Origin of the sequence: Bradyrhizobium nitroreducens (genome assembly GCF_002776695.1) — a bacterium.
Lineage (GTDB): Bacteria > Pseudomonadota > Alphaproteobacteria > Rhizobiales > Xanthobacteraceae > Bradyrhizobium > Bradyrhizobium nitroreducens.
This window is the reverse complement of record NZ_LFJC01000003.1, coordinates 7,489,981-7,512,229: the sequence shown is the minus strand read 5'-3', so window position 1 is coordinate 7,512,229 and position 22,249 is coordinate 7,489,981. Positions and strand designations below refer to the sequence as shown.

Sequence of the window (22,249 nt, the reverse complement as noted above, 5' to 3'; positions counted from 1 at the left end):
CGTTTGTGCTTCCTGAAATCGATTAATGATCTTGCTTGGCGTCTTCGCGCTTCGACGCGAGCCGCTTTACCGCGGTCACCGCAGCATGCGCGGCCACCGCCGCACCGACGGCGCCGGCCGCCACCATGCCGATCTGATCGGCGTTCTTCTCGATGCCGAACTGCTTGATGTTGGTGAGACGATCGTAGAACGAGCCCTTGTCCCAGAAGCCGTCCTCCGAGCAGCCGATGCAGCCGTGACCCGACTGGATCGGGAACGACACGCCGCCGTTCCAGCGCACGGTCGAGCAGGCGTTGTAGGTGGTCGGGCCCTTGCATCCCATCTTGTAGAGGCAATAGCCCTTGCGCGCGGCCTCGTCGTCCCATTCCTCGACGAATTGGCCGGCGTCGAAATGCGGCCGCCGGTAGCATTTGTCGTGGATGCGCTGCGAGTAGAACATCTTTGGCCGCCCCTGGCGATCGAGCTCGGGCAGCTTGCCGAAGGTGGTGATGAAGGTGACGACGCCGGTCATCACCTCGGCGATCGGGGGGCATCCCGGCACCTTGATGATCGGCTTGTTGGTGATCACCTTGTCGATCGGCGTCGCCTGGGTCGGATTGGGCTTGGCCGCCTGCACGCAGCCCCAGGAGGCGCAGGCGCCCCAGGCGATGATCGCCATCGCGTCCTCGGCCATCATCTTCAGCTTCTCGACGAACGGCTTGCCGCCGTCGATGCAGAACATGCCGCCCTCGTTCAGCGGCGGATTGCCTTCCACTGCGAGGATGTACTGGCCCTTGTACTTGGTGCGAGTCTCCTCGAGAATCGCTTCGGCCTGATGACCGGCGGCCGCCATGATGGTGTCGTCGTAGTCGAGCGAGATCATCGACAGCACGGCATCCTTGACCAGCGGATGCGCGGACCGAATGAAGCTCTCCGAACAGCAGGTGCATTCGAGGCCGTGCATCCAGATCACTGGCACGCGCGGCTTGGTCTCGAGCGCGTTGGCGATGCGGCTCGCTGCCAGCGGGCCGAGACCAAGGCTCGTGGCCGTCAGGCTGCAGAATTTGTGGAAGCTTCGACGCGTGATCCCTTGCCGCCTGATCACGCTGTAAAACGTCTCCGTCGCCGCGCCCATGAATCCTCCCATCCTCGGCTTTGACTTTTCAATGACGCCAAGGACAGCAAGAAGCAGGCCAACGGCCTGGAAGGATTCAAAAGTGGAGAGATTCCAAAATGTTGAGTGTCTGAAGCACTCTTGTGACCGGTATGCGAGGACACTGAATGCACGAGAAGCGGAAACAATTCGATTTGCAGGCGGCAACGAAGTTTCCGGTCAATGCGCGGTGCACACCATGCAGGGATCGAACGAGCGCACGATGTGCTGAATCGCAACCGCGCGCGGGCCGGCATCGCCGACATCGGTGCCGACCAGCGCCTGCTCCAGCGGGCCGCCAACGTCGAAGGAATCGCGAGGTGAGAAATTCCAGGTGGTTGGTGCGATGATCTGGTAGCGCTCGATCCTGCCGTCGCGAACGGCCATCCAGTGCCCGAGGCTGCCGCGTGCCGCCTCGACCAACCCGACATAGTTACCGTCAGGGATGTCGCGCGAATTGATGCAGAACGGCTCCGACAAGCGAAGCGCGCGCGTCCACTGCTCCATGGTCAGCGCGATGCGCGCAGTCTCGATCAGGCGCGCGATCACGCGGCTGCGCACATTGGTGCCGTCACGCGCAACCAGATCGGTGATGAGCGCCTGACCGGCGACCGTCTGACGCGCGATCGCGCCGACCTCGATCGGTTGGCCCGACAGCCGCGGCGCCTTGCACCAGCTGTAAGCGGCAGCCTTGTCGGGATCGGGGACCGTGCTGCTATGGGCCGGATCGGCGGATGAGTCCTGCATCCAGGCGTGCGAGACGTCCTCGGTGATCTGTGGCAGCGGCAGCGGCTCGACCATCGCGCGCGGGCCGAACAGACCGCGCGGAAACAACGCGCCGTCGACGCCATGATAGGCGCCATAGCTCATCAACAGGCCGGTGCCTCGGCCGAGCCCGGTCAATGCCAGACTGTCGGCAAGCCGCAGGAAATGCGCGAAATCGCCACCGCGGCCGTCGCGCCAATTGTCGAGCTCGTCAGCGGTCGCGATCGCCAGCACGTTCTCCAGCGAATCCGCGAACACGACGCGTTCGAGGAAGCCTCGAAACGACGTCGCGATCGACAGCAGCCGGACGCGCTCGCCAAGATCGATGGCGCGCGTCGTGCCACCGGGCTGGAACGCCAGGCTGTGCGGCCATTTTCCGGCGACGATGCCCATGGTCTCCAACAGGCGCGCCCGCGCGGGCAAGGCCTCGCGCGCTGCTGTGCCTCTCGTCGCCGCAAAGCGCTCGCGCGCTTCCTCGTGCCAGCCATGCGCGGCATAGGCTTCGCGGGCGAAGTCCGGCATGAAGAAGATGTAGAAATGGGTTAGATGGTCGGCGGCGTTCTCCGCGGCATGGGCGATGTTCGTGGCGAGCAGACCGTTTAGCGCCACTTCGATCGACATGGCATCGCGCAGGGCCGCGGCAGCGGCAACCGACTGCGAGACCGAACAGATGCCGCAGATTCGAGGCGCCAGCGCCAGCGCATCCAGCGGCGGCCTTCCTTCGAGGATCTGCTCGAAGCCGCGGTAGAGCGGCGCCGTCACTTCGGCGCGCATGACCCGGCCGCTCTCGACGTCGAGGCGGACTTCGAGATCGCCTTCAACGCGGTTGAACGGACCGATCGTGATCCGCGTCATGGCTTGCTCTTGTTGGTCGCGCGGCCCGGCGGCACGACCACGTGGTCGGCGGTCGCGTTCAGCCGCACGCGACGCGGCGTCGCCGACTTCGACAGGGCGGCGAGCGCGACGAACCAGGCCTTTGGCATGTCAGTCGGAAGCCCGACCGGGATGCCGGCAAGCTTGGCGGTCTCCAGAAAATTCTGCGCGCCCTCGAAGCCTGGCGAGGTGCAGGCGATGCAAGCATAGCCGCCCTTGGTGCAGGAACCACCGCCGTTCCAGGAGCGCTGGTTACAGTCGCCGACCGCCTGCGTCGCCTTGCAGCCGAGATGCTCCATAAGGCAGCCACGCTCCGACATCGTCTCCGCGCTGGCCTTGAACTCGTAGAACTCGTTGCGCGAGCAACCGTGATGGGCAAGGTGATTGGCGACGAATTTCGGCCGTCCATAGGCATCGAGGTCGGTGGCGGCAATATCCTTTGTCGTCAGTGCCAGGATGGTTTCCATCATCCAGCCCGGATGCGGCGCGCACCCCGCGACGTTGATGACCGGCAAGCCGAGCCGTGAGCGGAAGCCGGTGCCGAGGGCGCCACCGCTGTCGGCCCCTTCGAACTGCAGGCCGACGGCATCGGTCGGGTTCGATCCGGCAGCGGGCACGCCGCCATAGGCGGCGCAGCTTCCGACCGCGACCACAAAATCGGCGAGCGGCGAGAGATCGAGCATCCAGCGATAGACCGAACGGTTGGTACCCGCGAGCATGTTAAAGCGGCCGGTGTCGTTCGGCCCCCGGGCGACGGAACCTTCCAGCAACAGCAAGTCGAGCCGCACCTTGCCGTCGAGCACGGATTGAAGCACCTCGACCGCCTCGTCGCCGGTCTCCTCGCTGACCGACGGATGCCACAGCAGGTTGATGCCGAATTGCCTGAGCTCGTCGAACCAGCCGGAAGCGCCGCTTTCCAGGATCGACATGGTGCAGCCGCCGCAGCTTGCGCCCTGCAGCCAAAGCATGTTGGTCCCATCCGATCGGCTCATGGCTCCTCCCTCAGCCCTCAAGCATCAGCCGCTCCTAGCACAAGAGCAAAGCCCTGGCTTGAGGGAACTCAATCATGCGCGGCGGAAGTCCCGCCATCGTGCTTCAAATGGCGTTGGCGAATCCGGTGCGTGACGATCCAGGTGACGCCAATGGCCACCGGAACGAACAGCGCGGTCGCCAGCGATGGCTCGACATGCAGCCCGCCGTCATGCGCGCCCTTGGCGAGATAGCCGAACAAACTGACGACATAATAGCCGATCGCCGCCACCGACAGGCCCTCGACCGTACTCTGCAACCGCAATTGCAGCTTGGTACGCTCGTTCATCGAGCGCAAGAGGTCGCGGTTCTGCTCCTCCAATTCGACATCGACGCGGGTGCGCAGGAGGTCGGCGGCGCGCGCAAGCTTGATCGACAGATTGGCCTGGCGATCCGCCAGGGCAGCGCAGGTCCGCATCGCCGGCGCCATCCGGCGGGCGAGAAACGACGACCAGGTCGGATAGCCCGCGATCTCGCCGCCTTCGATCACCGCAAGGCGTGCCTGCACGATGTCATAATAAGCCCGGCTGGCGCCGAACCGGAACAGGCTGCCGGCTGCGCCGCGCTCGAGCGAGGCGGCGAGCGCGGTTAGCTCGGTCAGAAGATGATTGTTCAGCGTGAGGTCCGCCGCACCCTGCATTTCCTCGAGCACCTCGACCAGTCGATGCCCGATGCGATCGACCGACGGGCCAAGCTCGAGCGCGGCCGGCAGGCCGAGCAGCGCCAGCGTGCGATAGGTCTCGATCTCCAGTACGCGCTGCACCAGCGCGCCCAAACGGCCCGGCGACAAGCCGTCGTTGCAGACCAGGAGACGCACAAAGCCCTGCTCGTCGACACGGAAGTCGGAAGCGACGACGGCTGGGCCGCTCCGGACAGTTGCCATGGCGAGGCTGCCCTTCTCGAACAGCTGCTCGGCGCGCTCGACCGCCGCCGACGTCTGCTCGACCTCGAGCTTCAGCGCGACCAGCAATTGCCCGACTTGCGGCAGCGTGCCGATCAGCGCGGCAAGCTCCTCGTCCATCGCCCCAAATGAACCGGAAGAGCCCTCATGGCTCGATATCCAGGTGAACGTCGTGAACTCGGAATGCTGCTCCCAGCGCAGCATGGTGGCACCGATCGTCACCTGATGGTGTTTTGCCGAGGCCTCCGGCACGGACAGTCCATGCGCCGCGCAAAATGCGGCAAAGCTTTGCCGGTCGGCGGCGGCGGCATCGCCCTGGCTGAGAAACGCAAAGCGCACCACACTGAGCGGAGCGGTCAGCCGCGTAAACGGGCGGGCATGGACCTCACTCAACACCGCGCCGCGCTGCGGATGCAGCCGGAAGCCGGCGAGATCAGGACCGGGGTTCATCGGCAAATCCTCGATTTCTGGCTGCATCACATACCGCTCCTTGAATGTTCCGGCTACGATCACGCGAAACGTCGGCGGCTCGACCGGGTACAGCACGTAGTCCTCCACGCCGTTCTGGCACACTGCGGTCGGCGCCGCGGCCGAGGTGCAGAGATTATAGAGCGCGTCAATTTTCAGCAGAGAACCATAGGCATAGGTGATCTGGTTTGCCCCGGCGTCGAAGAGATTGAGCACGTCGGGCTGGATACGCCAGCCATTGCTGGCGCGATAGCCGAGACGGCCGTTGAAGATGCTGGTTGTGGACGATCGGAATGCGTTGTCTTCCGTCAGCGGGCTCGAAGCAAGATAGCGCCAGCGCAAGGCCCCGAACCAGCCGGTCTTCTCGCCGAGCGTGAGGCCAACGGAGGCCACCATCGGCGATGCGTCCGGAATGAGCACTCCCTTGTGTGATTTTTTTATAGAAACATCACACCCGGAGCAACATTTGGGCCAGATAGCCATGGCGCTGCGGGGGCGTCTTGCATCTCAGCGCAAGTCTCTGCCTTCAGGGGCGAATTGGTCTTGGCGGTCCTCTTCAGACTGTGGGCTATGATGCGCGGCTGTGGAAACCAACTAACCAAAATCGCAAACATGGTCTGACTTCCGTCGCGGCGGTACAGGCGCGTGCGAAGTTCGCAATCGGCACACGCGGCCTTCCAAGGCATTGAGCCAGTTTCAGCCAGCAACGGTCAAAACGCGGCCGCCGAATACCTCCCCGCCCGCGGGTGCGTTGCCCGGGTGACGATCTCTGTCCATGACATGGAGGCTGTTGGAACAACCGGCGATAACGCCCGTCGGTCAGGACCGGCCAACAGCGGATTCGGGTCCTGCCTCAGCCGAATTGGTCACCCCGACCGCGTGATAGGCACGACCGAAATAGATCAGATTGTCGGTACAGCCGGATCTTTGCAGCGCGACGATCTGGCAGAACAGTACATCATGCGTGCCGACATTGACGACATCCGCAATCCGGCAGTCGAACGCGGCGGCACAGTCGGTCAGCACCGGTGCACCGGTCGCGAGGGTGGACCACGCCGCGGCGGCAAAGCGCTCTTCGGCAGGCACCTTGCCGCCGAACAAGCGGGACAGTTGCTCGTGCCGCGCCGAGAGCACGTTGACACACACCACCTTGTTGCGCGTGACGCTGGCATAGGCCGAGGAGCCGCGGTTGATGCAGACCAGCAGCGTCGGCGGATCGTCGGTGACGCTGCAGATCGCGGATGCGGTGAATCCCGCACGGCCCGCGCTGCCGTCGGTCGTGACGATGCTGACGGCAGCACCAAGACAGGCCATCGCGTCGCGGTAGTCCCGAGGGGCCACATCCTGCATCGATGTCCTCACGCCTCGACGTCAGGCGCGAGTGCGAATTCGCGCAGCACCTGCGCCAGCACCGACGCTCCCGCAGCGACATGATCGGGCTCGGCCCATTCATGCTCGACATGGCTCACCCCGTCGCGGCACGGGATGAAGATCATCGCGGCTGGACAGACTTTTGCGAGATGACGGGCATCGTGACCGGCGGCGGAGAGAATTGCCATGGCGGAATGCCCCTGCTCACGCGTGGCCTCCGCGATGCTCGCCCGCAAGTGCTCGTCAAAAGCGTTCGACGGCGCATCGACAAGCGGCGTCAACATGGCCGTGCACGGCGGAACGTGCTCGCGGCAGAGAGCCTCGATGCGCGCCCCGGCTGCATCGAGCACCGCATTGTCGGGATGGCGCAGATCGATGCTGAAGCTGACGCGCGACGGCACTACCGATGGCGCGTTCGGCAAGACCGTCACCCGGCCGATGGTGAACTTGATGTCGGCGTCGATGGTGCCGATCTCCGCATGAAGCGCGGTCGCCATCCGCGCAAAAGCCGCGAGCGCATCCCGCCTTTCCGACTGCGCCAGCGTGCCAGCGTGGCCCTCGGCCCCCTCGACCACCACCTGAAAGGTCTTCTTGCCCTGGATGCCGGTGACGACGCCGATCGTGCACGCAGCTGCTTCCAGCAACGGTCCCTGCTCGATATGCAATTCGAGGTAGGCCCGGGCCGCAAAGCCGAGCCGCATGTGCGGTACATCGGGAAACGCCTGGTGCAGCCGATCGAGCGCATCGCCGACACTGATGCCGTCCGCATCGCGCGCGGCGCGGATCGCCGCCAGATCGCGCTGGCCGGTGAAAGCCTCCGAGCCCATCATGCCCGGCGCAAAGCGCGAGCCCTCCTCGTTCATCCAGGCGACGACGATGAGGTCGCGCGCGGGCTTGTGACCTTGCTCGGCCAGTGAGACGACGGCCTCCAATGCCGCCATTACACCGGCTGCGCCGTCAAACTTGCCACCGGTCGGCTGGCTGTCGAGATGACTGCCGAGCAGCAGCGGCGGCGCTGTGCGGTCGCGGCCGGCCAGCGTCAGGAACAGGTTTGCCGCAGCATCCGTCGATGGCGTCAAGCCCGCCTCGCGGGCCCAGCCGATGACGCGTCGCCATGCGGCGATCTCGCCGTCACTCAGCGCCTGGCGGTTGACCCCGCCGGCCGGCGTCGCGCCGATCTCGGCGAGCGCCATCAGCCGGGCCCAGAGCCGATCGGCGTTGATCAAAGGCTGGCTCGCCATCGACTACTTCGTGCGCATGATCTGGCCCGGCAGCGCACGCGGATCGCGCGGCAGCCAGCGCCCGGCCTCGACCTGGGCGATGAACTCGGCGAGCAGCGCGTTGAACGCCGCCGGCTCCTCGAGATTGAGCGTGTGGCCGGTCTTGGGGAAGACCGAGAGACCGCAGGCCGGAATGGTCTTCTTCAGGAAGATGCCGGGCTGGAGGCAGTGATCGTCCTCATCGCCGACGACGACCAGCGTCGGCACCATCATTGTCTTCAAGGGGTCTTCGAGATCATAGAACGACGGCCGTCGCGCCTGTACGCCGCGCATGGTGTTGGCGGCGCCGCGGTCGGAATGGGTCGCGAGGCGATCGGCAAATTCCTGCCAACCGCGCGGATCCTTGTTCTGGAACTGCACGCGGCTCGCGCCGAGAGCGTAGATCTTGGCGAATTCCTTGGCGCCCTGCTTCTCGAAATTATCGGCAACTTCCAGCGAGACACCGCGAAAATACTCCTCGAGCTCCTTCTCGCAGCCATAGCCAGCACCGGCCACTGTCAGCGACAAAGCGCGCTCCGGCGTACGCAGGCCGAAATGCACCGTGCAGAAGCCGCCCATGGAAAGGCCGACGATGTGCGCCTTGTCGATTCCGAGCGCGTCGAGCACCGCGACCGCATCGTCCGCCGCGATCGCCTGCGAATAGGCCTCCACGCTGTCAGGCACATCCGACGGCGGATAGCCGCGCGCGGCGTAGCTGATGCAGCGGTGGCGCCGGCTGAAATAGCGCAGTTGCGGCTCCCAGCTGTCGTGATTACCGCCGAATTCGTGGATGAAGAGGATCGGCGTGCCCTCGCCCGCCTCTTCCACGTAGAGCTTCACGCCGTCCTTTGCTGTGATCATCGTCATCGGCATCGTCCCTAGAATTGCGGCGGCAGGTCGTTGAGCGTGCGCGCCTGCGCGACCATCTCCGGCAGCAGCGTGCAAAACTTCTCGGCCCAGGGCTGCGGCACCGAAGTGCTGATCTTGACGAAGCGGTCGCCGAAGCGCTGGGTGTGATAGGTGCCCTGGCGGATCATGATGCCCTGGCGGCGATAGCACTCGACCAGCGCCTCCGGGCGAATGCCCGCCGCGATGGTCTCCAGCACCAGGAAGTTGCCGTGCGAGGGCATGATCGGCAGCGCCAATCCTTCGATCCCGGCCGCCGCCTCCTGGATCATCGCCTTGTTGGCGCGGTCGGTGCTGCGGACCTTCTTCATCCATTCGGCCTTGACCGACAGCCCTGCCTGCGCCGCTCGCTGCGCGATGACGCTGGCACCGAGCACGCTCGCGGAGGTCTGCGCGAACTCCTCGAACAGATCAGGCGCGGCAACGAGCGCGCCGATGCGCAGGCCGGCGAGCCCAAGCCATTTCGAAAAGCTGGTCGAGACCACCGAGCCTTGCGGCGCCACGTGGAGCGCCGGCGTGTGGCCGTCGGCGAAATCGCGGTAGGTGCAGTCGTGCACCAGCAGGGCCCCGCAATCGCGCGCGATCGCGGCAAAGCTCTCGATCTCCTCGCGGGTGTAGCGGATGCCGAGCGGATTGTTGGGATCGACCAGATAGATGATCGCGGTGCGTTCATCGACATTCGCCTTCAAGGCCTGAGCCGTCAGGCGATAGTTGCAGGCGGGATCGTAGATCGGAATCTCGATCACCTCGGCGCCCTGCTGGCGCGCGAACAGGCACGGCCATTTCCAGGTCGGATCGGTCGTCACCAGCGTGGTGCCGGGCTTGCAGCGCGCCCGGCAGATCATCGCCAGCGCATTGACGCCGCCCTCGGTCACCAGCGCTTCTGCGCCCGGCACACCGAGATCGGCGACGATCGCAGCACGCAGCGCCTCGAAGCCGAGCGGCGGGGCATAGGCATTGAACTCGCCAGCCTCGATCGAGCGCAGCATCGCCTCGCGCACGGCGGGATGGCTCTCGATATGGTTGGTGTTCTGGCCGAGCCAGTACAGCCCCGGCGTCGCCGAGAGCTCGTCGAAATAGCGGTTGCGGACCAGCGCCGCGGATTGAGATCCCGACATCGACGCCTCAGATCACCGAGCCGCGCGCGGCAATGCCGCCGTCTATCGTCACCACGGTGCCGGTGATGTAGCCAGAGCGGGGCGAGGAGAGGAAGGCGACGAGATCGGCGACCTCTTCCGACGTCGCCGGCCGTTTGCCGGGATATTTGTCGAACAACTCCTCCCAGCGGCTCTCGTCGCCGAGCATGTCGATCGCCTTGCGCTTCATGATCTTGAGCATGCGGTCCGTGGCAACCGGGCCCGGATTGACCGCGACGACGCGGACGCCGTGATCGAGGCTGCGGCCGCCAAGCGCCTTGGTGAAGGACATCAGCGCCGCATTGCCGGTCGAGCCCGCGATGTAGCTGGCGTCCCAGTTCTCCCCGGAATTGCCGATGATGTTGATGATGACGCCGTCCTTGCCCTTCATGCGCGGATAATAGAGACGCGACAGCGTGATGTAGCCGAACACCTTGAGATCGAAGCCGCGCCGCCAGGCGGCGTCGTCGAGGATTTCCAGCGAACCGGCCGGGATGTCGCCGGCATTGTTGACGAGGATGTCGATGTCGCCGACTTCGGCGGCGAGCTTCTCCATCGCTGAAGTGCTCGACAGGTCGAGTGCGTGAATGGAGATCTTCACGCCGTGGCGAGCTTCGAGCTGCTTCTTGGCCGCGAGCATCGCCTCGCCATTGCGGGCGGCGAGATGCAGATGACAGCCCTCCGCGGCAAAGAGCTCGGCCACCGCAAGTCCAATTCCTTTCGACGCGCCGGTAATCAGCGCGGTCTTGTTCGTCAGCTTCAGGTCCACAGGGGTCTCCAGGATGCAAGCTAGATATACAAGGTCTAGCAATTTGCATACCAAGAGACTGAACCGGTCATTCGAAGGCGGCGAGGAAGTCCAGCAGGTTGTCGCCGAGCAGGTTGACGTGGTCCCGCATGGCGCTGTGCGCCCGCTCCGGATCGTGGGCGAGGATTGCCTGCATGATCGCCTCGTGCTCCCTAACGGTATCGGCAATCCGGTTCGGCATCCGCGTCACCCGGCGGCGATAGGCGGCCACTTGGTTGCGCAGCTTGCGGGTCTGGTCGGCGAGGAAAGTGTTGCGCGAGGCCTCGTAGATCGCTTCGTGGAATTCCTGGTTGATGTCGTAGAAGACGTCGATGTCACCAGTCTCTCCCGCCGCAACAAGCCGCTGGTGAATCTTGCCAATTTCAGCGCCCCAGGCCTGCGAGACACGCCGCGCGGCAAGCCGGGCGCAGAGCCCTTCCAGCTCCGCCATGACCTGGAACATCTCGATCAGCGCCTGCGCCTTGATGCTGCGGACCGTAGCCCCCTGCCGACCGCGCAGCTCGACCAGATTGTTGGCGGCCATCAGGCGGAACGCCTCCCGCACCGGCGTGCGCGAGACGCCGAAACGCTGGGCGATCTCCTGCTCGTCGAGCCGGCTGCCGGGCTCGAGATGCCCCGCCGCGATCGCCCCCTCGAGCTTCTGGCGCAGGCTCTCGGCGAGCGTCATGCCGGGACTTGGCGCCAGGGACGTCTGCCCGTTTTTCACGCGTTTGCCTCCGACAAGTGCACCAGTATCCACCATCATGTTTCTCCAATACAAATATAAGTATACAAATTGGCACCCATCTTCCAGCAAAACGACCGACTTCCCTTCGAAGACACGCGCGACTCCGACCTATTCGCCGTCCACCTCGCAAGTCTTATGCCTGATTTGCCCGGAAATCGCACTGGCACACGAGTTGCTAAGAGATTTTGACGCGGCCCGCTTTCGTATGCGAATGGCCGCCGCCATTATACAAGGACATGCCGGTGCAGGCCGCCCGCCTCCCCGATCCCGGACCGACCATCGAAGCCCCCCAGGCTCACCCGAAGCCTGAGCCGCTGCTCGAGTTGCGCGCGATCAACAAGACTTTCGGCGCCGTCGCGGCGCTGTCAGGACTTCAGGCGAGCGTCGCTCCCGGCGAGTTTGTCACCGTCGTCGGCCCCAGCGGCTGCGGCAAGAGCACCCTCTTCAACATCGTCGCCGGCCTCGAAGAGCCCGACGCCGGCGGCATCCTGCGCTTCGAGGGCAACAGCTGCCACGCGAGCGACCTGCTCGGCCGCGTCTCCTTCATGCCGCAGCGCGATTTGCTATTCCCTTGGCGCAACGTGGTGGACAACGCCATCCTCGCGCTCGAGGTCGAGGGCATGCCGCGCGAGCAGGCGCGCGCCAAGGCGCTGAAGATGCTGCCCGAGTTCGGGCTCGCCGGCTTCGAGAAGCAATATCCCAACCAATTGTCCGGCGGCATGCGCCAGCGCGTCGCCTTGATGCGCACCTTCCTGTTCGAGCGCGACCTGATGCTGCTCGACGAGCCGTTCGGCGCGCTCGATGCGCTGACGCGGGCGATGATGCAGCGCTGGCTGCTCGATGTCTGGCAGAAATACCGCCGCACCATTCTCTTCATCACCCATGACGTCGACGAGGCGATCTTCCTTGGCGATCGCGTGCTGGTGATGACCGCACGTCCGGGCTCGGTGAAGCTCGAACAGATCGTCGACCTCCCGCGCCCGCGCCGACCCGAGATCGTCACCTCCCCCGAATTCGTGCGCCTCAAGCGTACCCTGCTCGATGCAATCGAAGAGGAAAGCATGAAGTCGTTTCAATCCTCCATCGCGCAGGAGAAGATGCCATGAACGCGATGTCAGCGAGAGAACCGCAAGCCGCGCCGCGCGGCATCGATCCGGCCGAGTGGGATGCCCGCGTCAAGCTCGCCGCCTGCTACCGCATGGTCGCCAAGCTCGGCATGGACGATCTGATCTACAACCACATCTCCATGCGCGTGCCCGGCCATGACGATCAGTTCCTGATCAATCCCTACGGCCTGCTGTTCGACGAGATCACCGCGTCGAGCCTGGTCAAGATCGACACCAAGGGCAACAAGCTCGACGACACGCCGCAGGCCGTCAACGTCGCGGCCTTCGTGATCCACGCCGCGATCCACACCTCGAACCACGACGCGGCCTGTGTGCTGCACACCCATTCCGACGCGAGCGTCGCGGTCTCAGGGCAGGAGAAGGGCCTGCTGCCGCTCAGCCAGTTCGCGATGCGCTTCTACGACCGCCAGGCCTTCCACGATTACGAAGGCGTCGCTATCGATCTCGACGAGCAGGCGCGCCTCGTGCGCGACCTCGGCCCGCACAAGGTGATGCTGATGCGCAACCACGGCATCCTCACCGTCGGCCGTACGCCGGGCGAGGCCTTCATGCTGCTCTATTATTTCGAGCGCGCCGCGCGGATCCAGCTGCAGATGCAGGCGGCGGCCGCGGCCGGCGCCAGGCTGGTGATGCCCCCGCACGAGGTCTGCGAGAAGGCAGCGCGCCAGTTCTGGGAATTGCAGGGCGACATCCTCGTGCCCGGCGAACGCGAATGGCCGGCGCTGATGCGCCAGCTCGACCGCACCGATCCATCCTATCGCAATTGATTTTCACCGCCTGGAGTATGATCATGTTGAGCCGACGCCACGCCTTCACCGTCCTCTCCGCCATCGCACTGGCGACCGGCTCGCTCGTCACGGCCGCGCCCGCCGCCGAATTGCAGAAGGCGAGCCTGCGTCTGAAATGGCTGCCGCAGGCGCAGTTCGCCGGCTTCTACGTCGCGGCGGCCAAGGGCTATTACAAGACCGAGGGGATCGACCTCACCATCAACCCCGGCGGGCCCAATCTCCTCACCGAGAATCTGGTCGCGACCGGCGCCGACACGTTCGGCCTCTCCGGCGGCACCGACAGCGTGTTTGCGGCACGCGACAAGGGGCTGCCGATCGTCTGTATCGGCGTCTCGCACCAGATCACGCCGTTCATCTTCGTCACCCGAAAGGACGGGCCGGTGAAGACGATCCAGGACTTCAAGGGCAAGACCGTCACCACCTGGTTCACGGGTGCCAATCACGTGCTCAACGGCATGCTGGCCAAGGAAGGCATCAAGCCGGATGAGCTGAAGATCCAGCCGCAGCAGGTTTCGGTGACGCCGTTCGTCGACGGCAACGTCGATGTGGTCACGGCGACCTATTACAACGAGTTCTACACCATCCAGTCCCGGATGCCGAAGGACAGTCTGAAGACCTTCGTCGCCGAGGACTACGGCATCACCTTCCCCCGCGACACGCTGATCGTGGCCGAGGCGACCGCCAAGGAGAAGCCGGAGCTCGTCAAGGCCTTCCTTCGCGCGTCGCTCAAGGGCTGGAAGGACGCATTTTCCGATCCCAAGGGTGCCGTCGACACCGTGATGGCCGCCGCCCCGACGCTCGACCGCGCGCAGCAGGAATTCATGCTCACCGAGGTGAAGCGCCTGATGACCGCAGGCGCGGCCGCCAAGAACGGGATGTTCTGGATCGATGCCGATGCGGTGAAGACCGCCCACGACTTCTTCCTGAAATACGGCGTCATCTCCAAGCCGGTGGATCTCGCCGCCGCCTATGACGCCAGCTTCATCCAGAGCATCCCAGCGGCGGACCGGCTGCCGTGAGCAGCCCTGCGGCGACATCGCTAAGCGAAGGCCGCGCAACCGCGCGGTCGATGGCAATACCGGATTCGCTGCGCAAGCTGATCCGGCTGCTGCTCGGCCTCGCCATCGCGGCGGTGATCTGGGAAGGCGCGGTGCTGCTGTTCGGCATCCGGCCCTATTACCTGCCGCGCCTCAGCACCATCCTGATGGCGATGGCGGCGACGCCTCGCGCCTATGTCGACGGCTTCCTGCGGACCCTGGCCGAGACGCTGATCGGCTTTGCCTCCGGCGGCGCGTTCGGCGTGCTCATGGGCGTCGTGTTCTTCCGCGTCCGTGCGCTGCGCGAGATGATCTTTCCGATCTTCGTGGTGTCGCAGACCATTCCGGTCATCGCCTTCGGTGCGCTGGTGGTGCTGTGGTTCGGCAATACCCTGCTCGCCAAGGCGATCATTGCATTTTACCTGACCTTCTTTCCGGTCACGGTGAACACGCTGCTGGGCCTCGAGGCCGTCGATCCCAAGCAGGTCGCGCTGATGCGCAGCTTTGGCGCCTCCAGCCGCCAACTCCTGCTGCGCTTGCAGCTTCCGACCGCGCTGCCGCAGATCTTCGTGGCGTTGCGGCTCGCGGCATCGCTGAGCCTGGTCGGCGCCATCGTCGGCGAATGGTTCGGCGACACCACCGGGCTCGGGGTGCTGCTGCTCCAGGCCATGTTCACCGAGAATGTCGTTGCGATCTGGGCCGCCCTGCTTGCCGCCGCCCTGCTCGGCACCGGCTTCTATGCGGCGGTCGCCGCGGTCGAGCGCAGGCTCGTGTTCTGGAACGCCGAGCAATGAGCCGCGCCCTTGCCTCCCCTTCGCTCGCGGTCCAGCGCGGCATCCTGGGCGCCGTGCTCCTGGTCGCGTGCTGGGAAGGCGCGGCGCGCGGGCTGCATCTGCCGGCCTACGTTCTCCCGGCCGTCAGCGACATCCTCGTGGGCCTCTGGTCCAAGCGCGCAATCCTTGTCGACGCGGCCGGCTATACGCTGCTCGAAGCGCTGGTCGGCTACGGGCTCGGCTGCCTCATCGGCATCGGCCTTGCCGTTGCCATCGCGCTGGTGCCCGCGTTGCGCAGCGCGATCCTGCCGCTTGCGACCGCGATCAATTCCGTGCCGGTTGTCGGCTATTCGCCGCTGATCCTGCTCTGGTTCGGCATCGGCGTCAGCTCGAAGATCGTGATGGTGGCGATGGCGGTGAGCTTTACCGTCCTGCTGTCGATGCTGGCCGGGCTCGACCGTGTCGATCGCCGCGCCGTCGATCTCATGAAGAGTTTTGGCGCCAGCCGTTTTGGCGTGCTGTGGCGCCTGCGGCTGCCGACTGCGCTGCCGCTGCTGCTGGCCGGCATGCGCGTCTCCACGGTGCGCAGCGTGATCGTGGCGATCGTCACCGAAATGCTAGGGGCCCATGGCGGGCTCGGCTGGGTGATCTACCAGGCCGTGCTCCAGATCGATTTCGTCCAGGTCTGGGCAGCGATCTTCGTCGCGTCCGCGGCGAGCCTCGCCTTCTTCGGCCTGATCGGTTTCCTCGAACGCAAGATCCTGTTCTGGACGTGACGCCAGGAAACACACCATGAAACGACAGATGCATCTCGGCCTGTTCATCCTTGGCACCGGCAGCCACGTTGCAGGCTGGCGCTATCCGGGCGCGGTCGACAGCTTCCAGGACTTTGCGGCGATCCAGGAGATCGGCCGCACCGCCGAGCGCGGCAAGTTCGACCTGATCTTCATGGGCGACAATCTCTATGCCGATGCCGCAGCCCATCCCTCCTACACGCTGCGGCTGGAGCCGCTGACGATGCTGGCCGCGCTGTCGACCTCGACCAGCCATATCGGCCTCGGCGCCACTGTCTCGACCACCTACAGCGATCCGTTCTCGGTCGCACGGGTCTTCGCCTCGCTCGATCACATTTCCGGGGGACGCGCGGCGTGGAACGCGGTGACGACGGCCAATCCGGCGACGGCGGCGAATTTCGGCACCACCCATCCCGACCACGCCCGCCGCTACGAAATGGCCGGCGAATTCCTCGATGTCGTCAAGGGTCTGTGGGACGGCTGGGCCGATGATGCCATCGTCGCCGACCGCACGAGCGGTCTCTACATCGATCCGGCAAAGCTCCGCCCGATCGACCATGACGGCGCGTTCTTCAAGGTGAAGGGCCCGCTCAACATCGGCCGCAGCCCGCAAGGCCGCCCCGTCGTGCTGCAGGCCGGCGGCTCCGAGGCCGGACAAGCGCTCGCCGCGCGCACCGCCGACATCGTCTTCTCCGTGGTGCAGGACATCGACGAAGCCAAGGCCGGCTATGCCTCGCTGAAGACGCGCCTGCCGGCATTCGGCCGCAGGCCCCAGGACGTCACCGTGCTGCCGGGCGTGATGCCGGTGGTCGGCCGCACCGACAAGGAGGCGTTCGAGAAGCTCAACACGCTGCAGAGCTTCGTCAGCGGCAGCAACGCGCTCGCCATCCTGTCCGACCGCTTCGGCCGCGACATGTCGGCCTACGACCTCGACGGGCCGATCCCGGATATCGCACCGTCCGACAACTATCACAGCTTCGCCAGCGTCATGCTCGCCAAGGGTCGCCGCGAGAACATGACGCTACGCGATCTCTACAACCTCACCGCAGCCGCCCGCGGCCATTGGGTGCTGTGCGGCTCGGCCGAGCGCATCGCCGACACGCTCCAGCAATGGTTCGAGGAGCACGCCGCCGACGGCTTCAACGTGATGCCGCCTTACTTCCACGAGGGCTTCGAGGACTTCGTTGAGCTCGTCGTGCCGATCCTGCAGGAGCGCGGGCTGTTCCGTGCGGATTATGAGGGCACGACGTTGCGCGATCATCTCGGCCTCGCACGGCCCGCAAATCCGTTCTTCGCAGCTTAGAGCGCGGGTGATCCGTAGTGCCACGGAAAACCGCGACAATGACGCGGACAAGAGACAGTAATGATCCCGCATGGCATAGTCCGAGGCAGCCTTGTCCAATCGGACACGGCTGGTCCAACGCCGCAATTGTCCGGAGTGATGATGATTGAGAATACTCATTCGGCCGGTCGACCGCTCGATCCGCGTTCCGCATGGTCCGGGCTGTCCCAGGCAGAACGCGACGCCGCCTATGACAACAACGCGGCCGTCAAGAATAGCGCGGCCCTGATCGCCGAACGAAACGCAGCCTCCAGCCGGCTGCGAGGCTCGCTGAGATCCCATCTCGATCTGGCCTACGGTCAGCGGGCGAACAACAAGATCGATCTCTACCCCGCCGCCAGGCCTGAGGCGCCCTGCCTGGTGTTCCTGCATGGCGGCTATTGGCAGCGCAATTCGCGCGAATTGTTCGCCATGCTCGTCGAAGGCATCGCCGCCCACGGCTGGTCGGTCGCGATTCCCGGCTATTCGCTGGCGCCGGAGGTATCCCTCACCGACATCGTCGCCGAAGTCCCTCGCGCGCTCGACTGGCTTGCCGCAAATGGCCCATCCTATGGCGTTGCCGGACCGGTCGTCTTGTCGGGCTGGTCCGCCGGAGCCCATCTCGCAGCGATGGCGCTGAACCATCCGAGTGTTCATGCGGGACTGGCCATCTCGGGCGTGTACGAGCTCGCCCCCATCCGCGATACCGGCCTCAACAATGCGCTGAAGCTGACGGATGAGGAAATCGCCGCGCTTTCGCCGCTGCGCCTGCCCGTCACATCGAAGCGGCTCGACATCGCCTATGGCAGCAACGAACTGCCGGCGCTCGTGTGCGATTCCATCAATCTCCACGACAAGCGCGTGATGGCGATGGCGCCCGGCAAGCTCATTCCGGTCGACGGTGCCGACCATTTCACCATTCTCGAGGCCCTGCGGCGACCAGACGGGGTCCTCGTCGACGCCGTCCGCGGGCTGCTGGACTAAATACGCGAAAACAACCCCATGCACAGTAGAGATGCCGTTGTTTTTCAAGGACAAATTCTGCAGGCAGGTCGGCATCTTCGATCATGTTGACCGGTCGGGCAAAACAGGGGCCTAACGCCGCGCCTGCTGCTCCCGCGCTTCCACGCAGATATGTTCGCCCGTGATCCATGTCGGGTAGAGCCGCAACGGCGGGCTCGGCCATCCCGGATTGATCGCCCCGTTGCGCAAATCGAACGATGCCGCGTGACGCGGACAGAACAGCCGGCCGGCCCTCACCTCTCCGAGAGCCAGATCCGCCTGTTCATGCGGACATGCGCGGTCACATGCGACGACATCGCCGTCGTTCCAGATCACCAACAGGTCGAGGCCTGCAACATGTACGCGAACGACCGTCTCCGCTCTCAGGCGGTCCAGCTTGCAGACCGGCGTCCAGCCCAGGCCAGCTGAATCGGGGCCATCGTCATCCACCGAGATAGGCCTTCCGCACATGCTCGTTCTCGATCAGCTCGGAACCTGCGCCCGACAGCACGATGCGGCCGTTCTCGAGCAGATAGGCGTGGTCGCACATCTCGAGCGCGGCGAACGCGTTCTGCTCGACCAGCAGCACCGTGGTGCCGGCATCGCGGATGCCACGGATGATCGCAAAGGTGCGCTCGACGATGTTGGGGGCAAGACCGAGCGAGGGCTCGTCGAACATGACCAGCCGCGGCCGCGACATCAGCGCGCGACCGATCGCCAGCATCTGCTGCTCGCCGCCCGACAGCGTGCCCGCGGCCTGCCGGCGCCGTTCGGCCAGCCGCGGAAATTCCGCATAGATGCGGTCGCGATCGGCCGCGATTTCGCCAAAACCACGGCGGAGGTAAGCCCCCATGTCGAGATTTTCCTCGACGCTCATATGCGGAAACACGCGCCTTCCTTCCGGACAATGCGCGATTCCGCTCGCCAGCACGCGCGGCGGCTTCGCGCCGGTGATGTCGACGCCCTCGAACCGCATCTGCCCCGCGCGCGGCGGCACGAGGCCGGAAATCGCACGCAGCGTCGTGCTCTTGCCGGCGCCGTTGGCGCCGATCAGGGCGACGAGCTGCCCGGCCTTCACGTCCAGCGAGATACCGCGCAGCGCAGTGACGCCGCCATAGCCGCACACCATGTCGCGGATCTCAAGCACGCGCCGCTCCATGTCCGAGATAGGCCTCGATCACGGCCGGATCGTTGCGGATCACATCCGGTGTCCCCTCGGCAATGATGCGGCCGTAGTTCAGCACCACGATACGGTCCGAGACCGTCATCACCATCGGCATGTCGTGCTCGACCAGCAAAATCGTGATGCCGCGGTCGCGAATGCTGCGAATCAGCTCGACGAAGCGGTGGGTTTCCGAGGCGTTCATGCCCGAGACGGGCTCGTCGAGCAGCAGCATCGAGGGCTCTGCCGCCAGCGCCAGCGCGACGCCGACGAGGCGCTGCTCGCCGTAGGACAGCGAGCCGGCCGTATCGTACGCGCGGCGCTCGAGCCCCACCCACTCGATCAACTCGCTCGCGCGTTGCCGCAGCCTGCGTTCCGAGGCGCGCGCGCCCGGCAGCCCGAGGATGGCATCGAGCAGCCGGACCCGCCCCTGACGATGCAGGCCGATCAGGAGATTGTCGTAGACGGTGTCGTTGGGAAACACGGAGGTTCGCTGAAAGGTGCGGATCAGGCCGAGATCGGCGATCTCGTGCGGCTTCAACCCGGTCAGCGTCGTACCCTGATAGGTGACGCGGCCCGCGCTCGGCGTCAGGAATCCGGTCATGACGTTGAAGGCGGTGGTCTTGCCCGCACCGTTCGGCCCGATCAAGCTGACGATCTCGCCCTCGCCGACGGTGAAGCTCATGTCGGAGATCGCGACCAACCCGCCGAAGCGGACGGCGACCTGATCGATGGTCATGGCCACGCTGCGCGCCGTCATCACGCTGGCTCCTTGGCGCCGGTGTCGGTGAGCGCGGCCGTCGCCAGCGCCGCGGCCCCGCTCCGCCGCCTGGCGAAGCGCTGCGCGAGCGACGGCACGATGCCGCGCGGCAGCACGAACAGGATGGCGATCAGCACGCCGCCATAGGCGATCCACTGCGCCTCCGGCGCCATGACCGGCCGCAGCGCAACCGGCAACAGCCCGAAGATCAGGCCGCCAACGACGGGACCAGCCAGCGAGCCCTTGCCGCCTGAGATCACCATAATGACCATGGTGACGGTGTTGATGAAGGCAAACACCTCGGGGTCGATGATCCTGATGTAGTGCGCATAGAGGCTGCCGGCAGCACCGGCAATGGCTGCCGAGATCACGGCCGCCAGCGTCAGCGTCCTGGTGACATCGATGCCGACGGAAACCGCCAGCGTCTCGTTCTCCATCAGCCCGCGCATGGCGCGGCCGAAATGGGAATGAACGAGACGCGCGATCAGGAGATAGGCGATCAGCGCGACCACCAGCACGAGATAGTAGTTGTGAAACTTGGTGCGCAGCGTCAGCTCGCCGAAGCCGGGCAAGGGCAGCGCAATCGAGGGAATGTTGGTGAGTGCCAGCGGACCCTGCGTCAGCTCGACCCAGTTCAGCGCGACCAGCCGGACGACCTCGGCAAAAGAGATGGTCACGATGACGAAATAGGCGCCGCGGACGCGGAAGGAGAGCAACCCGACGAAATAGCCGCACGATCCGGCGACCAGGATTGCCAGCACGAAGCCTGCAATCGGCGGCCAGGACGTGTGAACCAGACGGAAGCCTCCGGGCAGGCCGGCGTCGAAGCCAAGCGACGTCAGCGCGCTGACATAGGCACCGATACCGAAGAAAGCGATGTGGCCGAGGCTGAGCTGGCCGGTGAAGCCGAGCAACAGATTGAGGCTCATCGCGCCGATGACGAAGATGCCGGTCGTGATCAGCGCATTCAGCAGATAGGGATCGCGCAGCCAGAGCGGTACCGAGGCAAGCGCAGCGACCACGAGGATGGTGACGGCGGCTCTCATCCAACCCGCTCCGCGCGCGCAAACAGGCCCGTCGGCCGGAAGATCAGGACCGCGATGATGATCACGAAACCCATGGCATCGCGGTAGCCTGACGAGACGTAACCCGCCCCCAATTCCTCGGCCAGCGCCAGGATGAAGCCACCGATCACTGCGCCCGTGATGTTGCCGAGGCCCCCAAGGATGACGATGGCGAACGCCTTGACGGCGGCCAGATCGCCCATCTGCGGGAAAATCACGTAGACCGGTCCGAGCAGCGCGCCGGCGGCGGCGGCAAGGCTGGAGCCGATCGCGAAGGTCGAGGTGTAGATCATGTCGACATTGACGCCCATCAGCGAAGCCGTGTCGTGGTCCTGAAACGTCGCCCGCATCGCACGTCCCAGGCTGGTCTTGTTGATCAGGAGGTAAGTCACCAGGATCAACATCGCGGCCGCAGCGAGCACGAACAGGCGCAACCAGGAGACAGACACCGGCCCGAGCACCAGCGGCGCCTCAGGGAATGGCGTTGCCACCGATTTGGCGACGCCGCCCCAGATCCACAGCGCGCCCGACTGCATCGCGATCCAGGCGCCGATCATGACCAGCATCGTGGTGTCGATGTCGGAGCCGCGCAGCGGTCGCAGCAATGTCAGCTCGATCGCTGCCCCGAGCAGCCACCCGGCAAGCACCGCGACGGGCAACGCCACGAAGAAATTCAGCCCGAGCTGCTGCACCACGATGAACATGATGTAGGCGCCAAATGTGTAGAGCACGCCGTGCGTGAAGTTCACGACGTTCATGATGCCGAAGATCAAGGTCAGCCCGATGCCCAGCAGCGCATAGGTGCCGCCGAGCACGAGCATGTTGACCAGATGCTGGAGAAATTCGCTCAAAGCCGTTCCTGGATGAATCGTAGTAAATTTGGGCTATCGCATATGACGGTGGGCGGCTGCCGGATGAGGTCGGCCTCGATGGTTCGAGACGCCCGCTTTGGCGGGCTCCTCACCATGAGGATCCAATATCTCGCTGCAAAGCCCGACCTCATCCTGAGGGCCCGCCGCAGGCGGGAGTCTCGAAGGATGGGCCGC

22 protein-coding genes are annotated in these 22,249 nt (G+C 65.1%); 7 read left to right on the top strand and 15 right to left on the bottom strand.

Translation table 11 applies throughout. The features are described from left to right. Positions 1-22 precede the first annotated feature (22 nt). The 10 genes from TSA1_RS35560 to TSA1_RS35515 all read right to left on the bottom strand — a co-directional run bounded on the left by TSA1_RS35560 (position 23) and on the right by TSA1_RS35515 (position 11,354). The gene (locus TSA1_RS35560; protein WP_100180381.1) at positions 23-1,114 is read right to left on the bottom strand and encodes a hydrogenase small subunit; all 1,092 of its coding nucleotides are present in this window, start codon (positions 1,112-1,114) and stop codon (positions 23-25) included. 198 nt (positions 1,115-1,312) lie between these two features. Continuing rightward, a complete protein-coding gene (locus tag TSA1_RS35555; RefSeq protein WP_100180380.1) occupies positions 1,313-2,752 on the bottom strand; it encodes a nickel-dependent hydrogenase large subunit in 1,440 nt (479 codons plus the stop codon). Further along, positions 2,749-3,762, bottom strand: coding sequence for an NADH-quinone oxidoreductase subunit B family protein (locus TSA1_RS35550; RefSeq protein WP_100180379.1), 1,014 nt, complete (start codon positions 3,760-3,762; stop codon positions 2,749-2,751). Before TSA1_RS35550 ends, TSA1_RS35555 begins: the two co-directional genes overlap by 4 nt. 68 nt (positions 3,763-3,830) lie before the next feature. Beyond that, a complete protein-coding gene (locus TSA1_RS35545) occupies positions 3,831-5,150 on the bottom strand; it encodes a DUF3422 family protein (protein ID WP_100181526.1) in 1,320 nt (439 codons plus the stop codon). A gap of 837 nt (positions 5,151-5,987) precedes the next feature. Beyond that, positions 5,988-6,518, bottom strand: coding sequence for a flavin reductase (locus TSA1_RS35540; protein WP_174719225.1), 531 nt, complete (start codon positions 6,516-6,518; stop codon positions 5,988-5,990). 8 nt (positions 6,519-6,526) lie between these two features. Then, on the bottom strand, positions 6,527-7,780 hold the full coding sequence (locus TSA1_RS35535; protein ID WP_100180377.1) for a Zn-dependent hydrolase: 1,254 nt from the start codon (positions 7,778-7,780) through the stop codon (positions 6,527-6,529). Between the two features lie 3 nt (positions 7,781-7,783). After that, complete coding sequence (locus TSA1_RS35530) at positions 7,784-8,665, bottom strand: alpha/beta fold hydrolase (RefSeq protein ID WP_174719224.1); 882 nt, start codon at positions 8,663-8,665, stop codon at positions 7,784-7,786. Between the two features lie 11 nt (positions 8,666-8,676). Next, positions 8,677-9,822 (bottom strand): pyridoxal phosphate-dependent aminotransferase, encoded by a 1,146-nt coding sequence (locus TSA1_RS35525; protein ID WP_100180376.1) that lies wholly within the window; start codon positions 9,820-9,822, stop codon positions 8,677-8,679. Positions 9,823-9,829: 7 nt separating this feature from the next. Then, positions 9,830-10,609: an SDR family oxidoreductase gene (locus TSA1_RS35520; protein ID WP_100180375.1), complete on the bottom strand. Its 780-nt coding sequence runs from the start codon at positions 10,607-10,609 to the stop codon at positions 9,830-9,832. Positions 10,610-10,676: 67 nt separating this feature from the next. Then, a complete protein-coding gene (locus TSA1_RS35515; protein ID WP_210421917.1) occupies positions 10,677-11,354 on the bottom strand; it encodes a GntR family transcriptional regulator in 678 nt (225 codons plus the stop codon). Between the two features lie 263 nt (positions 11,355-11,617). Here TSA1_RS35515 and TSA1_RS35510 point away from each other — a divergent pair, with 263 nt between their 5' ends. The 7 genes from TSA1_RS35510 (at position 11,618) to TSA1_RS35480 (ending at position 18,199) form a co-directional block, all read left to right on the top strand. Continuing rightward, positions 11,618-12,481: an ABC transporter ATP-binding protein gene (locus tag TSA1_RS35510; protein ID WP_100181524.1), complete on the top strand. Its 864-nt coding sequence runs from the start codon at positions 11,618-11,620 to the stop codon at positions 12,479-12,481. Then, positions 12,478-13,269 carry a class II aldolase/adducin family protein gene (locus TSA1_RS35505; protein ID WP_100180374.1) on the top strand — a complete coding sequence of 264 codons (792 nt, stop codon included), beginning with the start codon at positions 12,478-12,480 and terminating at the stop codon, positions 13,267-13,269. Before TSA1_RS35510 ends, TSA1_RS35505 begins: the two co-directional genes overlap by 4 nt. Positions 13,270-13,292: 23 nt before the next feature. After that, positions 13,293-14,309, top strand: coding sequence for an ABC transporter substrate-binding protein (locus tag TSA1_RS35500; protein WP_100181523.1), 1,017 nt, complete (start codon positions 13,293-13,295; stop codon positions 14,307-14,309). 50 nt (positions 14,310-14,359) lie between these two features. Further along, complete coding sequence (locus TSA1_RS35495; protein ID WP_245448495.1) at positions 14,360-15,121, top strand: ABC transporter permease; 762 nt, start codon at positions 14,360-14,362, stop codon at positions 15,119-15,121. Continuing rightward, entirely contained in the window at positions 15,118-15,876 is a 759-nt protein-coding gene (locus TSA1_RS35490) for an ABC transporter permease (protein ID WP_100180372.1), read from the top strand. The genes TSA1_RS35495 and TSA1_RS35490 overlap by 4 nt, the downstream gene beginning before the upstream one ends. A 16-nt stretch (positions 15,877-15,892) precedes the next feature. Next, a complete protein-coding gene (locus TSA1_RS35485; protein ID WP_100180371.1) occupies positions 15,893-17,197 on the top strand; it encodes an LLM class flavin-dependent oxidoreductase in 1,305 nt (434 codons plus the stop codon). Between the two features lie 141 nt (positions 17,198-17,338). Continuing rightward, positions 17,339-18,199 (top strand): alpha/beta hydrolase, encoded by an 861-nt coding sequence (locus TSA1_RS35480; RefSeq protein WP_100181522.1) that lies wholly within the window; start codon positions 17,339-17,341, stop codon positions 18,197-18,199. 111 nt (positions 18,200-18,310) lie between these two features. On the opposite strand, the gene TSA1_RS35475 is transcribed toward TSA1_RS35480, so the two are convergent. The 5 genes from TSA1_RS35475 to TSA1_RS35455 are packed head-to-tail and all read right to left on the bottom strand — an operon-like array spanning position 18,311 to position 22,054. Beyond that, complete coding sequence (locus TSA1_RS35475; RefSeq protein ID WP_347338562.1) at positions 18,311-18,667, bottom strand: Rieske (2Fe-2S) protein; 357 nt, start codon at positions 18,665-18,667, stop codon at positions 18,311-18,313. After that, positions 18,660-19,364, bottom strand: coding sequence for an ABC transporter ATP-binding protein (locus tag TSA1_RS35470; protein ID WP_174719222.1), 705 nt, complete (start codon positions 19,362-19,364; stop codon positions 18,660-18,662). The genes TSA1_RS35475 and TSA1_RS35470 overlap by 8 nt, the downstream gene beginning before the upstream one ends. Further along, complete coding sequence (locus tag TSA1_RS35465) at positions 19,357-20,139, bottom strand: ABC transporter ATP-binding protein (RefSeq protein WP_174719221.1); 783 nt, start codon at positions 20,137-20,139, stop codon at positions 19,357-19,359. Before TSA1_RS35465 ends, TSA1_RS35470 begins: the two co-directional genes overlap by 8 nt. Further along, a complete protein-coding gene (locus TSA1_RS35460) occupies positions 20,139-21,185 on the bottom strand; it encodes a branched-chain amino acid ABC transporter permease (RefSeq protein ID WP_100180367.1) in 1,047 nt (348 codons plus the stop codon). The genes TSA1_RS35465 and TSA1_RS35460 overlap by 1 nt, the downstream gene beginning before the upstream one ends. Continuing rightward, positions 21,182-22,054, bottom strand: coding sequence for a branched-chain amino acid ABC transporter permease (locus TSA1_RS35455; RefSeq protein ID WP_174719220.1), 873 nt, complete (start codon positions 22,052-22,054; stop codon positions 21,182-21,184). Before TSA1_RS35455 ends, TSA1_RS35460 begins: the two co-directional genes overlap by 4 nt. Positions 22,055-22,249: the final 195 nt, after the last annotated feature.

Coding starts and splice junctions, on each gene's coding strand:
- TSA1_RS35560 (WP_100180381.1), bottom strand. CDS start 1,114: ATGGGCGCGGCGACGGAGACGTTTTACAGCGTGATCAGGCGGCAAGGG.
- TSA1_RS35555 (WP_100180380.1), bottom strand. CDS start 2,752: ATGACGCGGATCACGATCGGTCCGTTCAACCGCGTTGAAGGCGATCTC.
- TSA1_RS35550 (WP_100180379.1), bottom strand. CDS start 3,762: ATGAGCCGATCGGATGGGACCAACATGCTTTGGCTGCAGGGCGCAAGC.
- TSA1_RS35545 (WP_100181526.1), bottom strand. CDS start 5,150: ATGAACCCCGGTCCTGATCTCGCCGGCTTCCGGCTGCATCCGCAGCGC.
- TSA1_RS35540 (WP_174719225.1), bottom strand. CDS start 6,518: ATGCAGGATGTGGCCCCTCGGGACTACCGCGACGCGATGGCCTGTCTT.
- TSA1_RS35535 (WP_100180377.1), bottom strand. CDS start 7,780: ATGGCGAGCCAGCCTTTGATCAACGCCGATCGGCTCTGGGCCCGGCTG.
- TSA1_RS35530 (WP_174719224.1), bottom strand. CDS start 8,665: ATGACGATGATCACAGCAAAGGACGGCGTGAAGCTCTACGTGGAAGAG.
- TSA1_RS35525 (WP_100180376.1), bottom strand. CDS start 9,822: ATGTCGGGATCTCAATCCGCGGCGCTGGTCCGCAACCGCTATTTCGAC.
- TSA1_RS35505 (WP_100180374.1), top strand. CDS start 12,478: ATGAACGCGATGTCAGCGAGAGAACCGCAAGCCGCGCCGCGCGGCATC.
- TSA1_RS35500 (WP_100181523.1), top strand. CDS start 13,293: ATGTTGAGCCGACGCCACGCCTTCACCGTCCTCTCCGCCATCGCACTG.
- TSA1_RS35495 (WP_245448495.1), top strand. CDS start 14,360: ATGGCAATACCGGATTCGCTGCGCAAGCTGATCCGGCTGCTGCTCGGC.
- TSA1_RS35490 (WP_100180372.1), top strand. CDS start 15,118: ATGAGCCGCGCCCTTGCCTCCCCTTCGCTCGCGGTCCAGCGCGGCATC.
- TSA1_RS35485 (WP_100180371.1), top strand. CDS start 15,893: ATGAAACGACAGATGCATCTCGGCCTGTTCATCCTTGGCACCGGCAGC.
- TSA1_RS35480 (WP_100181522.1), top strand. CDS start 17,339: ATGATTGAGAATACTCATTCGGCCGGTCGACCGCTCGATCCGCGTTCC.
- TSA1_RS35465 (WP_174719221.1), bottom strand. CDS start 20,139: ATGACGGCGCGCAGCGTGGCCATGACCATCGATCAGGTCGCCGTCCGC.
- TSA1_RS35460 (WP_100180367.1), bottom strand. CDS start 21,185: ATGAGAGCCGCCGTCACCATCCTCGTGGTCGCTGCGCTTGCCTCGGTA.